This window comes from Alteromonas sp. ISO5, from assembly GCF_058105165.1.
In genome coordinates this window covers 2,896,829-2,910,498 of record NZ_CM176572.1, presented here as the reverse complement: position 1 = coordinate 2,910,498, position 13,670 = coordinate 2,896,829, and the positions used below count along the sequence as shown (strand labels likewise).

11 protein-coding genes are annotated in these 13,670 nt (G+C 45.6%); all 11 read left to right on the top strand.

The features are described from left to right. Positions 1-3 precede the first annotated feature (3 nt). The 11 genes from AC2T0J_RS13065 to AC2T0J_RS13015 all read left to right on the top strand — a co-directional run bounded on the left by AC2T0J_RS13065 (position 4) and on the right by AC2T0J_RS13015 (position 13,598). Positions 4-834, top strand: a complete 831-nt coding sequence (locus AC2T0J_RS13065; protein WP_489806253.1) for a sulfotransferase family protein — start codon at positions 4-6, stop codon at positions 832-834. Between the two features lie 128 nt (positions 835-962). Then, positions 963-2,174, top strand: coding sequence for a rhamnosyltransferase WsaF family glycosyltransferase (locus AC2T0J_RS13060; protein WP_489806252.1), 1,212 nt, complete (start codon positions 963-965; stop codon positions 2,172-2,174). Between the two features lie 11 nt (positions 2,175-2,185). Next, a complete protein-coding gene (locus tag AC2T0J_RS13055; protein WP_489806251.1) occupies positions 2,186-2,893 on the top strand; it encodes a sulfotransferase family 2 domain-containing protein in 708 nt (235 codons plus the stop codon). A gap of 42 nt (positions 2,894-2,935) precedes the next feature. Then, positions 2,936-3,535 carry a YigZ family protein gene (locus AC2T0J_RS13050; RefSeq protein ID WP_489806250.1) on the top strand — a complete coding sequence of 200 codons (600 nt, stop codon included), beginning with the start codon at positions 2,936-2,938 and terminating at the stop codon, positions 3,533-3,535. A gap of 139 nt (positions 3,536-3,674) precedes the next feature. After that, positions 3,675-4,310, top strand: coding sequence for a PAQR family membrane homeostasis protein TrhA (trhA, locus tag AC2T0J_RS13045; protein WP_489806249.1), 636 nt, complete (start codon positions 3,675-3,677; stop codon positions 4,308-4,310). A 24-nt stretch (positions 4,311-4,334) separates the two neighbouring features. After that, a complete protein-coding gene (locus tag AC2T0J_RS13040) occupies positions 4,335-4,805 on the top strand; it encodes a protein-tyrosine phosphatase family protein (RefSeq protein WP_489806248.1) in 471 nt (156 codons plus the stop codon). A 560-nt stretch (positions 4,806-5,365) separates the two neighbouring features. Beyond that, positions 5,366-8,422, top strand: a complete 3,057-nt coding sequence (locus AC2T0J_RS13035; RefSeq protein WP_489806247.1) for a TonB-dependent receptor — start codon at positions 5,366-5,368, stop codon at positions 8,420-8,422. A gap of 141 nt (positions 8,423-8,563) precedes the next feature. After that, positions 8,564-9,313, top strand: a complete 750-nt coding sequence (locus AC2T0J_RS13030) for a SapC family protein (protein ID WP_489806246.1) — start codon at positions 8,564-8,566, stop codon at positions 9,311-9,313. Between the two features lie 236 nt (positions 9,314-9,549). Next, a complete protein-coding gene (gene cysI, locus AC2T0J_RS13025) occupies positions 9,550-11,247 on the top strand; it encodes an assimilatory sulfite reductase (NADPH) hemoprotein subunit (protein ID WP_489806245.1) in 1,698 nt (565 codons plus the stop codon). Positions 11,248-11,261: 14 nt separating this feature from the next. Further along, on the top strand, positions 11,262-11,966 hold the full coding sequence (locus tag AC2T0J_RS13020) for a hypothetical protein (protein WP_489806244.1): 705 nt from the start codon (positions 11,262-11,264) through the stop codon (positions 11,964-11,966). A gap of 210 nt (positions 11,967-12,176) precedes the next feature. Then, the gene (locus AC2T0J_RS13015) at positions 12,177-13,598 is read left to right on the top strand and encodes an aminotransferase-like domain-containing protein (protein ID WP_489806243.1); all 1,422 of its coding nucleotides are present in this window, start codon (positions 12,177-12,179) and stop codon (positions 13,596-13,598) included. Positions 13,599-13,670: the final 72 nt, after the last annotated feature.

Here is a 13,670-nt window from a genome sequence, read left to right as displayed (position 1 = left end):
AAAATGATAAAAAAAGGACCGGACTTTATTGGAATTGGTGCCCAGCGCTCAGGCACCAGTTGGATGGCCAGTTGTTTCTGGGAACATCCTGATATATTTATGCCTGGGAAGGAGTTACACTTTTTTGATCAGGGAAACGAAAGTGATATCGATGGCTACTATGCCAAATTTAGTGACCAGCGCAGAATACAGGGTGAATTTACGCCGGATTATTTGTCTGATCCAGCCGCCATTGAGCGAATCGCCAGACATTGCCCGCAGGCTAAACTTATAGTCATTCTCCGCGAACCGGCTGCCAGAACTGAGAGCTCCTATAACCTTTATCGCGAACGGGAAACATTGGAAAGTGAGATTTCTTGCCTGGATGATGTTTACCAACAAAAACATAGAGCTTTCAATAAAAGCCTTTATGGACAGCAATTACAACACCTATTCAATCTGATTGATCCAAAAAACGTAAAAGTCGTGTTTTATGATCAAATTACCAGCGATCCACAGGGGTTGCTCAGTGAAGTGTTCGAGTTTATTGGCGTTGATGCTTCATTTGTGCCACCAAGCTTCGGTAAGAACTTTAACTCTTCATCGGTTGCTTTCAAGAACGCAAAGTTAAATAGGACACTTACGGGAATACAAAATTATCTCTATAAGCGACCATGGGGGTTAAAGTTACTAAGACTTAAAAAGACAGCTGCTTTTACCGCATTTAAAAATAAGCTTATTGCCAGAAAGCAAAGCAACAGCCGCGACCTCACTGCATACAAATCATACTTCAAAGAGGATTTGGCTTTGTTGGAATCGCTGATTGATAAAAAGGTACCGCCTTCCTGGAAGTAACGGAACAACCCAAGCGAAAGGACACCGCAATAACAACCAAATAAATACATCAACAGGTTGCTTTTTGCCCACCTTTAACTGAGTATATTTCAATCAAAATATATTTTTTATTTTTAGCAGTAGCATGAATGAAACAATTTAAGCGCTCTATTCAGCGTAAATTAAAGCACGCATCGATTAGACTTAACCAACAGTTCGAGGATGCTTATATCCCAGCCCCTTCAGAGAAGGTCATTTTTAAAGAGCTTGCTGATGGGCCAGTTACCTTCAATATTTTTATTCCTTCTTTAGATAAAAAGGTGATTTTTGGAGGTATTTTTACCGCTCTTGCTTTTATAAAAGAAGTCAAAGACTTAGGCTTCCCAATTAAGATCACTACGTTCGACTATTCGCTGTCCTCAAAAGAAAAAGAAGAGGCAATAACACTTCTTTCCGGACAGTTGGATTTTGCATTGTTACCCGAAGACATTCAGGTTATTGGCGAATTTAAGAACCGAACCCCGCTGAAGAAAGAAATCTTCATTGCAACAATGTATTACACAGCCTTATTTATTCAGAGTGTACTGAGCAACAATCCCTTTGAACAAAAAAAATTTATCTATTTCATTCAGGATTTTACTCCTGGCTTTACTCCGTGGTCAGATGAATACGCAAAAGCCCTTGTCAGCTTTAAAGCCGAAAACTTTTATCCGGTATTCAATTCATCATTGCTAAGAGACTTTTTTATTAAACATGACTACATAAATAAGAATCAGTCATTCGCATTTAAGCCTCAGTTGCAGCTTCACCGCCTTAAACCAAGAACAAGCATAAACGCAACCCCAAAACTGCTTTTTTATGCTCGCCCTAAAAGGCCTCGCAATCTATACGAGGTTGGTTTGCAGGGAATCATAGACTGGTTACATGAATATCAACCGGATGTGGAGATCTTTACTGCTGGGCAACCACACGAAGAGATAAAGTTTGAAAAATGGTCAATTCGTAGCCTTGGTAAAATGGATGCAGAAAAATACTGGGCAACGTTAAACCAGTACGATATTGGACTGTCCCTAATGCTGTCTCCTCATCCCAGCTATCCCCCGTTAGAAATGGCCGCCAGCGGTCTCGTTACAGTGACCAATACATTCGCAAACAAGGATTTATCTTTATTAAGTGATAACTTCGTAACTTGCGAGCCTTCAGCCGAACACATCAAATTCGCCTTGCAAGAGGCCTATCAAAAGTGCAACGATATGGAGTCAAGAATCAAAGGGGCGGCCTTTGAAGTAGATGCAAATGCGGAAGATTTAGGTACCGTAGTCAAATCAGTCGTCGCTTTATTAAAACCAAAGACAGTTTAATAGATAATCATATGCCGAATTTGCTATCACCTTCTTATTACGATAAGAAGATCACTAACCTTATACAAAATTATCGACGATACGGTATTGTAAAAGCTGCGAATGCGACAAACGTTGACCAGAGCATGCATTTGTTTACACAGAAGCAAGCAATGTTCATCCATATCCCAAAGTGTGCTGGTGTTTCTTTGTTTGAGTCACTTTTTGGCGATGATTCATTCGGACATCACTCTATCAAGGCCTACAAAGATGCTTATGGACAAAAACGCCTTGATAAACTCTATAAGTTTTCGATTGTTCGTGAACCTGCTGACAGGTTACTCTCTGCCTATAACTACCTGAAAAATGGTGGCCGGGGGCGACCTCTTGATTTGAGATATCAGGAAATACTCTCACCTTGTCACTCCCTTGAAGAATTCGTTTACGAATGGTTACCACGTAGAGAAATACAAAACTTTCAACATTTCATTCCTCAGTCAGAATTTATTTTTAATAATGAGGATCAACTATTAGTTGATGATGTCTTTCGTTTTGAGGAACTCGATTCACTAATCCCTACGTTGAAACAAAAGTGCCCTCAATTGGTGGGCAAAACGGTTGAAGCAAAGTTAACCAGGAAAAACCAAATGAAAAAGAGTGCCGATATCATTCTTGATGACAGTATCCGGCGACAAATCAAGGCACATTACACTAGGGATTATCAGCTATTAAACTATTAGAAAATTAGTCGTGAAATTAAACCTCTAATTCGTATTTTCCATATGTCTTATCAAACTCCCAGCCAATCTCTTGAAGTGCTCTACGAAATCAAGAAAAGCAAATTCCACGCATTTGCCGCCTGTGCGCCCGAGCGTGAAACCGCTATGGCACTGCTCGCTCAAAAAAAAGCACAATATCCCGATGCCCGCCATCACTGCTGGGCATACTTATTGGGTCGCCCGGACATGCCGGTAAGCGTGGCCTGCTCGGACGATGGTGAGCCAAGCGGCACCGCAGGCAAACCAATATTAAACGTACTACAGCACAAAGACGTGGGCGACGTAATGCTCATTGTTACCCGTTACTTTGGCGGCATCAAACTGGGCGCTGGCGGTTTAGTGCGGGCCTACTCCAGTGCTGCACACCAGGTAATGGAAAACCTCAAAGTCACACAACACGTCTCACTGGATGAAATCACGGTAAATGCCGACTTTAAGCACGAACAGTTTATTCGCCACTGGGTTGCACAGCAGCATGGCGAAGTGAGCGATTGTCAGTACAGTCATCAGGTCACTATGACAGTAGCCCTGCCTGCCCCGGAAATCGACGGATTCACCGAGATGTGCCGCAACCAAGGCATTTCCATCGCTAACAATAATTAACCAGAGACCTCAGACCACTTAAGACTTAGCACAGATATAGCAACTAAAATCGGGCTTATGTAGCAAAACTGTCATACATATTTCAGTGTACAACTGTTCGCTGAAGTTTTACACTGAGTTGTGAAATAAGAGGATAGTTATGACTTCAATACCCAAACGTGCTTATTCTGTTGCTGAAGAATGGCTCAATAGCATCAGCCACGGCCTCGCCTGTGTGGCGGCCATTGTGGGATTGGTATTTATGTTATTGCGTGCAGAAACGTCGGTAAGTGTTACCGCTTCAGCTATCTACGGCAGCACACTGATTTTTATGTTTCTGGCCTCAACGATCTACCACGCGGTTACTCATCAAAAGGTAAAAGGCCTGTTAAAACTGTTTGATCACAGCGCCATCTATTTGCTGATTGCGGGCACTTATACGCCTTTGACATTGGTAGCCATTGGCGGCACGCTTGGCGTTATAGCCACGACCTTTATCTGGGTACTGGCAATTGCCGGCGTGGCATTTAAGATAATAGCCAAACACCGCTTTCCTAAGGTCTCGGTAGTCACTTACCTGATCATGGGCTGGATAGCGCTGGGGTTAATTTACCCCCTTTATCAGGCGCTGCCCGGCTCTGGGTTGTGGTTGATTGTGGCCGGAGGATTGTGCTTCAGTATTGGTGTAGTATTTTACGTCGCTAAATCGAAAAAATTTACCCACGCTATCTGGCACCTGTTTGTTATTGGCGGCTGCAGTTGCCATTACTTTTCAATTTACTATTATGTCATGTAGAGCACTTAACCGTAGTATTTCGTTATGACAACCAGCCTTTCTTGGTTTACCGTCGGCAATGGGCGCATTACGCTTGGCGCCAGGCCAACACCCGACTATCTCATTCAATTACGCCGGCAAGGCGTTACTCATATTGCCACTATTCAGACATCAGAAGAAAACAAACCTGAGCTCAAAAGCGATGTAGCCAATGCAGGCCTACACTGGTTATGGCTTCCTTTCAACATCGCCGATATTTTTGTTAACAACGATACTGAAAAAGCATTTATGCAGCAGTATTTACAGGAAGTGGCAGAAACCCTGCGCGAAGGCGGCAAAGTTTACCTGCACTGCGATGGCAACTGCGAGCGCTGCCGCTTATTCCTTTACGCACTGTGTATTCACCAAAGGATCCCAGCTAGCAGCGCCTATAACATTATTCACAGCTTCGGTGGTGATAAAGCGAATCAGCTTTCCCGCCGCGAACTCCAGCAGGCCGCAGCGATAGTGGCATAACGTATTACCCGTATCCTGTCATCCGGCCCTGCACGGCTGTCTTCCAAGCTTCCGAGCCGGGATTTCCCAATCACTGTTAAGCAGTATACATACCGAAATTAACCCAGGCGATCCCGGATAATTACTGCGAAACTCCCAGAATGCCAAGAAGAGATTTTTACAGCCTTTACGGTTCAGTAAGGTTTCATATTAACGTTACCATACTCATAATCAGACACACTTACGTGCCCTGCTCACTGATAGCAGCTCTCGGAAAGCGGACCAAACCATGATCTGTTTACATTCAGAATATGACGGTCTGACAACCATCCCTTTGTTCTATCCCCAAAAAGAACTCACCAGTTCAGACGTAAACTGAGGTCGTAAAAATCAAATTTGGCAATAAAAACCAGAAATAACACCCCAGTTACGCATAAAAATAATAGAGCAATCATCACAAATCATTAACATTTATAGTACAAATATATGGATTTAAATTCAGACGGCTTGTCACCGTCTGCGGAAAGTGAAGTTTACTGCCCGCTAAACAGACAACGGTAATCAATTTAGGACGCACATATATGAAAACTTATAAGCAATTCAATAAATCGGTGATGACTACGGCAATCTCTGCCGTGCTTGGCACCAGCCTTGCGTTACCCGTTATCGCTCAGGAAAACTCCAATGAACCCGTAGAGGTTATCGAGGTAAAGGGGCTGCGATCGAGCTTGCAGGAAGCTGCTGCTATTAAACGCGATTCCTCGGGTGTAGTAGATGCGATTTCCGCCGAAGATATCGGTAAATTTCCAGACACTAACCTTGCTGAGTCACTCCAACGCATCACAGGTGTATCCATCAGCCGTACAAACGGTGAAGGTAACGAAGTAACGGTCCGCGGCTTTGGTGGTTCAAACAACATGATCACTCTGAACGGCCGTATGATGCCTGCAGCACAAACCTATGGTGGTGGTAGCGGTGGTACCAACACTCGGGGCGGAGCCACCCGGGCCTTCGATTTTGCTAACCTGGCCTCAGAAGGTGTAAAAGCAGTAGAAGTCTATAAAACAGGTAAAGCTAACATTGCTACCGGTGGTATTGGCGCAACAGTAAATATCCTGACTGCCCGTCCGTTAGACAATCCAGGATTTCGTTCCAGTGTCGGCATTAAAGCGGTACATGATACGACAAATCGAGTCGGCAACGATGTCACACCAGAAGTTTCAGGCATTATCAACTGGACTGACGATGATGCAACGTTTGGCGTCTCGGCGGCTGCCAGCATTCAAGAGCGTGACTCAGGTTACATTGGTGCAACCGTAAACGATTGGAACATTGGTACCTGGGGTGATCCTAACGACTCGAATACACTATACGATACAGAAAATATGGGTGTGTTCGAAAATACACCGGAAGATGGTCAGCTCTATGCGCGCCCTAACGATTTGCGCTATGAATTTTCAGACACCAATCGCACGCGGACCAACGCGCAGTTATCACTTCAATATGCGCCAAACGATGATGTGACTGCCACACTCGACTACTTCTATGCTCAGAATCATATCAAAGAAAATCTGGGACAAATTGGTAACTGGATGCAGAATGGGTCTAACATCACCAAGGTTGTTTTTGATGACTCAGCAGTTGCAACCCCTATTTATGTTGCAGAAAACTACGTTGGGACTGTGGATGAAGGTTATGAACAGGCTTATCGCGAGCAAGAAAACACGCTCAACTCTATCGGCTTAAATATTAATTGGTTTGCCAAAGATAACCTGCGCATCAATTTTGACGCCCATAACTCCAAAATGGAAAGTTTGCCCGCCGGTCCAAGCAGCAATATGGCCAGCGGTGAGATTGGTGTAGGTATCGGTTCGCCAACGGTTACTTCACGGGAGTGGTGGTTTGATCCAACGCTGCCGACTTACCGCAATGTGTATGACGACAGCGTCAAAGGCAATAATAACGGCGTACTCGATGCTGCGGATGTTGGCTCGTCAATTATGCGCTTCCGACATGCTTCCCAGGTGACAGAAATCGACCAGTATAAACTGGATGCAACCTATTTCTTCGACGCAGGTTCGATTGACGTGGGCGTAGAAAGCCGTGCCATGGAAATGAATGCACGTCAAACAGCAGGGGATAACCAAACGTTAGGCAACTGGGGGATAGCAAACCCTGGCGAATTTTCAGAAGGCTTGTTAGGTCGCATCGACTTTGATAAAGAGTTTGACGACTACGACATTGGTGAGAGTCAGGGATTAGGCTTTACCGGCGATGCTATTGCATTGGCCCGAGAGGCGATGGCACTGTATCCGGACAGCACCTTCTTTGGGGTTAGCCCGATTATTGCCAACAACGATATTGTTGAAGAAGATACCCTCGCAGCGTACTTCCAGGTTAAGCTTGAAGGTGAACTGGGTGGTATGCCGGTGAACATTCTGACCGGGGTTCGATATGAATCCACCGATGTCACTTCAACGTCACTGGTAACGCCACCGAGCTATCTGATTTGGGAAAACAACAACGACTTTAGCGTATATACCGATCCGGCGACCGAGACGATCCCTCTGTCAGCTAAGTCCAGTTACGATAACTTGTTACCCAGCTTCGACTTTGACATTATGCTGACCGATGAAGTGAAAGGACGTTTCTCTTATGGTAAAACCATTGCAAGAGCCCCCTATGGTTCGCTTCGTAACTCACCCTCAGGTTTTGGTACCACCGGGTCTACTTTAAACGGTGCCCTACCAGGAGCCAGTATGTCTAACCCGGGCCTGCTGCCGCTGGAGTCGGATAACTTCGACCTGTCCCTTGAGTATTACTACAACGATACCAGTTATGCGTCTATCGGCTTTTTTGAAAAACGAGTCGCTAACTTTATCGGTACCGGTAATCAGGACATGACTTTCTTTGGTATTCGAGACCAAACTGTCGGGCCACGAGCCCAGGCGGCAGCGCAGGCACTGCGCGACCGTGGATTTGCCGTAGATGATACATCGCTGTTTGCAATGATGGTGTTACTTGAGCAACCACAGGCATTCCCGAATGGCGCAGATGATTACACGGGTACCAATGAACAGCTGCTGCAACTCGGTGAAACTCCCGGATGGGATCTGGTTCCGAATGCAGACGACCCGGAAATGGTCTTCCGCACCGATTTGCCACAAAATAATAAAGAGGCAAAATTGTATGGTGCGGAGTTAGCCGTGCAACACTTCTTTGGCGACAGTGGATTTGGTGTTCAGGCCAACTACACTATTGTACGGGGTGACATTTCTTTTGATAACGAAGGTAGTCCGGACGTTTCCCAGTTTGCACTGGTGGGACTAAGTGATACCGCCAACCTCGTGTTGATTTACGAAAAAGACGATCTCACTGCCCGTATTGCTTATAACTGGCGTGATGAGTTCCTTAATCGGGTCAACGTTGGTGGTTCGAATAACCCCGGATACATTGAAGCCTACTCACAAATCGACATGAATGTCAGTTACAATGTTACTGAAAACTTGTCGGTCTTTTTTGAAGGGCTCAATCTGACCAATGAAAACACCCGCGAGCACGCACGAAACAAAAACCAGTTGTGGTACATGCTGGATCTGGGTGCACGATACAATATTGGTGCACGATATACCTTCTAAAGAAAGCCCGGCATTAGCTACAGGTTAATGCCACTTTACGCAACCCATCGTAGCGATAAAATAATGTACATTATATTGCTACCGTGGGTTGTTTTTGCTTTCTACGCGCACAAAAAATCCCTGTTTATCTGGAGTTAAAACATGGTTTCAACAGTACTATTGGATAATGTGACACACGCCGATACGGTCGTTGCCGCCCATTACAGCCATGAGTTTGGTGATAATATTACCAGCACTCTAACGTTTCCCACCGAGTTTGTCAGTGTCAGCCGTCATTACCCTATTCTGTTTCGTTATGATGAAAACCTTAACAAATTTCAGGCAGTAGTGTTAATGGGGCTACAAAAAGATGAAAACCTGTTTTTATCGGAAGTTCCCCCTTTCACAAACCATCTGGGCAGCTGGCTGGCCGATTATGTTCCCGCAATGATCGCCAAAGGGCCCTTCGTGATCGGCCTGCACCGGGAACAAGGTAATGATAACCCGATGGTACATATCGACATGAATCACCCCAAGGTGGGCATTGAATCGGGTAAGAAACTGTTTCTCCCACAGGGTGGTAACAGCGAGTATTTAAACCATATCAGTACTGCTCTCATGGTTATACATAACGGACTTCAACAGGCCGACGGCATGTACAGCATGCTCAACAATATGGGGTTGTTTGAACCAATTTCCGTTGATGTAGAGTTAGTAAATGGCGAAGCACTACAGATTGCAGGGCACTACACTATCAGTGAAGAAAAGCTGGCAAACCTCGACGCTAATCAATTACATCAGCTCAATCAATCAGGTTACCTTAAACTAGCCTTTATGGCGGCGTCTTCATTAGCCAATATTCGCAAGTTGGTCGACCTGAAAAATGCCCGATTACTTGCTGTACAAAACTAATCTCAGCATACGTTTTAAACATCAGGGTTTGCATCAGCAGCAAAGGGAGTCTTTCTTTGCGCACTGTTGAGTAAGTACAGCTCTGACGAAAACGCCCCGGGTTAGTTGATAAAAACTGGGGCTGAATGTAACGATGTCCCCTTGATCTGTTATCAGATATAAATCGTTTTCTGTACCTGTTATAAAAAACACACTCAGTAACAATGAGCGCTTTGATATTGGATGGAAGCGTCATTATGAGTAAGCAAAAACTGTCGGATAACGAACGATTAAAAGAACAAAGTAACCTGCTCAGAGGCAGCATCAGTGATGATCTTCAGGATCCACTGTCCGGCGGTTTTCAGGGGGATAACTTTCAACTCATCCGCTTTCATGGCATGTATCAGCAGGATAACCGAGACATACGCCAGGAACGAACCAAACAGAAACTCGAACCCTTGCATACTGTTATGTTACGCATTCGTCTGCCGGGCGGCATAGTGACTCCCGCACAATGGTTGGGTATAGACAAATTTGCCTCTGAACACACCGAGTACGGCTCAATACGGATCACTAATCGTCAGGCAATACAATTACACGGGGTATTAAAACACAACATTAAACCCGTGCATCAACTGCTACATACTCTTGGGCTGGATGCCAAAGCCACCGCCGGGGATGTCAACAGAAATGTCTTATGTACATCTAATCCGGTTGAGAGTCAGTTACATCAGGAAGCCTACGAATGGGCTAAGCGTATTTCCGAGCACTTGTTGCCAAAAACGAACGCCTACGCAGAGATTTGGCTGGATGGCGAAAAAGTACAACATGGCAATGAAAACGAAACGATTCTGGGCAATACCTATTTACCGCGAAAATTTAAAACAACAGTGGTGATCCCGCCGCAAAATGATGTGGATATTCATGCTAACGACCTCAACTTTATCGCGATTGAAAAAAACGGCGCCTTAGCGGGCTTCAATGTAATGGTGGGCGGTGGGCTGGCCATGACTCATGGCGATCAGACAACCTGGCCGAGAACAGCAAACGATTTTGGTTTTGTGAAAACCGATAAAGTCCTGGCGGTTGCTGAAGCGGTAGTGTCGACCCAACGCGACTGGGGAGACCGAACCAATCGCCGCAATGCAAAAACCAAATATACCTTAGAACGCGTAGGTCCGGCGGTTTTCAAAGCTGAAGTTGAACAGCGCGCCGGCATCATTTTTGAACCTCCCCGGTCGCTTAAATTTACCGGACGTGGTGATCGCATTGGCTGGGTAGCAGGTGTTGATGACGCCTACCATCTAACTCTGTTTATTCCCAGCGGCCGTTTGACCGACGAGGATGCAAAACGCCGCAAAGCGGGTATTGCAGAAATCGCCAGGATACATAAGGGGGATTTTCGTTTAACGCCAAATCAGAATCTCATTATCGCCAATGTGAAGGAAGCAGATAAAGCACGCATTGAGAAGCTGGCAACAAAATACCATCTCATTGATGAAACAATCACTGCGCAGCGCAAAGCCTCTATGGCTTGCGTGTCATTACCAACCTGTCCGTTAGCAATGGCCGAGGCAGAACGGGTTTTACCAGACATAAGTGCGGAAATAGATAAGCTGCTGCAAAAGCATAACATGACTGACCGAAGCTTTATCTTTCGCATTACGGGTTGTCCAAATGGCTGTGGCAGAGCCATGCTGGCTGAGGTTGGTCTGGTTGGCAGAGCTATTGGACGATACGATCTTTATCTCGGTGGTGATGCGACTGGCACACGCATCCCGCGGTTGTATAAAACCAATGAGCCGATTGCAGATATCCTGGCTTCACTGGACACCATCATCCAACAATGGGCCGCTTATCCGGATAACACCATGGGCTTTGGTGACTTCTGCATTAACAGTAATGTGGTAAAACCGGTTGTGCATGCGCCGGATGATTTCTATGTAAAAGCTTAACTAAGGAGTGTGGTTTGAACGCGCCATTACTCTTTGTTCAGCTTGATACGGTGCCCAAAGAAGCAACCCGGGTTATTGGTGAGCCACAAGACTGGCTAACCGAGAACCTGGGCATATCGTTGCACACCGATCAGTTTTTACTGGCCGATAACGCTCTGCACCTGCCCTGTACCAAACATCGCCCGGTCATTATTGTATCCGGCGTCTGGGACTGTCGGGTATTTGGCACGCTGCCCTCACGTGTTTTTCTGTGGTTACAGGAGGCACGGCGAAACAAATGCCCAATCTTTGCATTCGGCTTTGCGCATTTGGTCTTAAATGCGGCTTTCGGTGGACTCAACACCAAATCGCAGTATCCAGGTCTTAAATACGTCCATAAAAACAACCAGACAAATGACTTTCTGACATCTGTTCTACCAGCGCGTTTTTTGAGTTGGTCAGTTTGCACCAAAAGAACCAGTAGCCTGCCATATGGTAGCGAAATTCTTGCGTTCACAGCGCAGTCTGAGCCTATGCTGGTCAGGTTTGACGCGCGAACCTATTCAACCCCGTTATCCCTATCATTGGGATGGTCAGGGATGACGTTATGGCTACATCACCATTCGGCGTTTTTAACCGGTAATGAAAGCATCCTCGAGCACAGGCCGGATACCGGGCATAGTTTAACCATTCTTGACTACTTTTTAAGAATTTGGGGACCGTGCGATTGCCCTCAGTAGTCAGATTAGCAAACGTACCAGGCACATTATGCGCTACCAACCAAAAACCATCACCAACGTAAAAACGGGCCGAGCTGGTAACACAACAAACAAGCCGACTAATAGACAGCCCGTGACTAAGGTCAAGGCAAAGGACTTTATAGTATTTCCATAACAGATTTAATGACATCTTGTTATACTTGGATGCATGGCAAATAAGCGACATCCAACATGGCCAAGTACGAAATACTAGCAGAACAAATCAAGACCCAAATTGAAAACGGGGTCTGGATGGAACAAGACAAGCTGCCTTCTTTGCGTAAAAAATCGGAACAATCCGGTTACAGTTTGATGACGGTACTTCATGCGTATCAAATTCTGGAAAGTCAGGGCTATATTAGTTCTCAGGAACGCTCCGGTTACATTGTGACAGCCAAAACACAATCTGACGCAGGTAATCTGGTACAAACCTCCGAGGCAGTCAGTATTAACGATTTTGTCTTTGAAGTCCTGCAGGCATCAAAGAACCCACATATGTTGAGCCTGGGCTTTGCTTATCCCGATCCGTCGCTCTATCCCAGGCAGCACCTCAACAAATCGGTAGCGGCTGCCGCCCGGCAGATATCCCTCACCAGCGCACTCGATAATTTACCGCCGGGCAATGCTGATTTACGTAAATTGATCGCCAAACGGTATGCAGCCCGGGGGATCAGTATTGCGCCGGATGAGATAGTCATTACCGCCGGTGCGCTTGAGGCGTTAAGTTTAAGCTTGCAGGCCTGTACCCAACCCGGTGACTGGGTTGTTATCGAATCCCCCACTTTTTATGGTTGTATGCAAGCCTTGGAAAGACTTGGCCTTAAAGCCATTACCATAAAAGTTTCGCCTACCACTGGTCTCGATCCAGCAGCACTCGAACGAGCCATACAAAGCCATCCCGTAAAAGCGTGCTGGTTGATGTCAAACTTTCAGAACCCAGTGGGGTACTCGTTGTCTGAGCAGAAAAAGAAACAAATTGCCGGGTTGCTCGACAAATATCAGATAGCGCTGATTGAGGATGATGTCTATGCCGAGCTGTATAGTGGGAGTTCGGCCCCCTTACCAATAAAACACTACCGCCAACATGGCAACAGCATGTTGTGCTCATCCTTTTCTAAATCACTGGTTGCCGGATTTCGCATTGGCTGGGTTGCGGCGGGTACTCGTGCTCTGGACATTCAGAAGCAACAACTCATGAGTACTTTTGAAACCAGTGCGCCAATTCAGCTATCGCTGGTTGATTACCTGACAACCAAAAACTATGAGCTACATTTAAAACAATTGCGCAAGAAACTGGTAACCCGAAAAAAAGCAATGCATAGTTTTTTAAGTGATCTGCTTAAGGATATTGCCACAGTGCATAGCCACGAGGGCGGATATTTTCTATGGGTAGAGTGTCATCCACACATGGAAGTAATGGATATCTATTACGAGGCATTGCGCCTTAAGGTGACGATTGCGCCAGGCACCTTATTTAGCCTTAATGACGAATTTACACATTGTTTCAGGGTAAATGCGTCTTTTGAGTTAAACGACGCTAAGAAAAACCAACTAATAAAGCTGGCTGACTTTATACGACGTACCACGCCAAACGAAACGGCTTCTGTTCTATAAAGAAACCCTCAAACTGTTTCTATTCACAATTCTGAGCGGCTTTACCATTACCCCAATCATTTTGGAGTAATG

Excerpts from the sequence above, each read along its gene's own strand:
- AC2T0J_RS13015 (WP_489806243.1), top strand. The coding sequence starts at position 12,177 with ATGGCCAAGTACGAAATACTAGCAGAACAAATCAAGACCCAAATTGAA.
- AC2T0J_RS13060 (WP_489806252.1), top strand. The coding sequence starts at position 963 with ATGAAACAATTTAAGCGCTCTATTCAGCGTAAATTAAAGCACGCATCG.
- AC2T0J_RS13065 (WP_489806253.1), top strand. The coding sequence starts at position 4 with ATGATAAAAAAAGGACCGGACTTTATTGGAATTGGTGCCCAGCGCTCA.
- trhA (WP_489806249.1), top strand. The coding sequence starts at position 3,675 with ATGACTTCAATACCCAAACGTGCTTATTCTGTTGCTGAAGAATGGCTC.
- AC2T0J_RS13050 (WP_489806250.1), top strand. The coding sequence starts at position 2,936 with ATGTCTTATCAAACTCCCAGCCAATCTCTTGAAGTGCTCTACGAAATC.
- AC2T0J_RS13055 (WP_489806251.1), top strand. The coding sequence starts at position 2,186 with ATGCCGAATTTGCTATCACCTTCTTATTACGATAAGAAGATCACTAAC.
- AC2T0J_RS13035 (WP_489806247.1), top strand. The coding sequence starts at position 5,366 with ATGAAAACTTATAAGCAATTCAATAAATCGGTGATGACTACGGCAATC.
- AC2T0J_RS13030 (WP_489806246.1), top strand. The coding sequence starts at position 8,564 with ATGGTTTCAACAGTACTATTGGATAATGTGACACACGCCGATACGGTC.
- cysI (WP_489806245.1), top strand. The coding sequence starts at position 9,550 with ATGAGTAAGCAAAAACTGTCGGATAACGAACGATTAAAAGAACAAAGT.
- AC2T0J_RS13040 (WP_489806248.1), top strand. The coding sequence starts at position 4,335 with ATGACAACCAGCCTTTCTTGGTTTACCGTCGGCAATGGGCGCATTACG.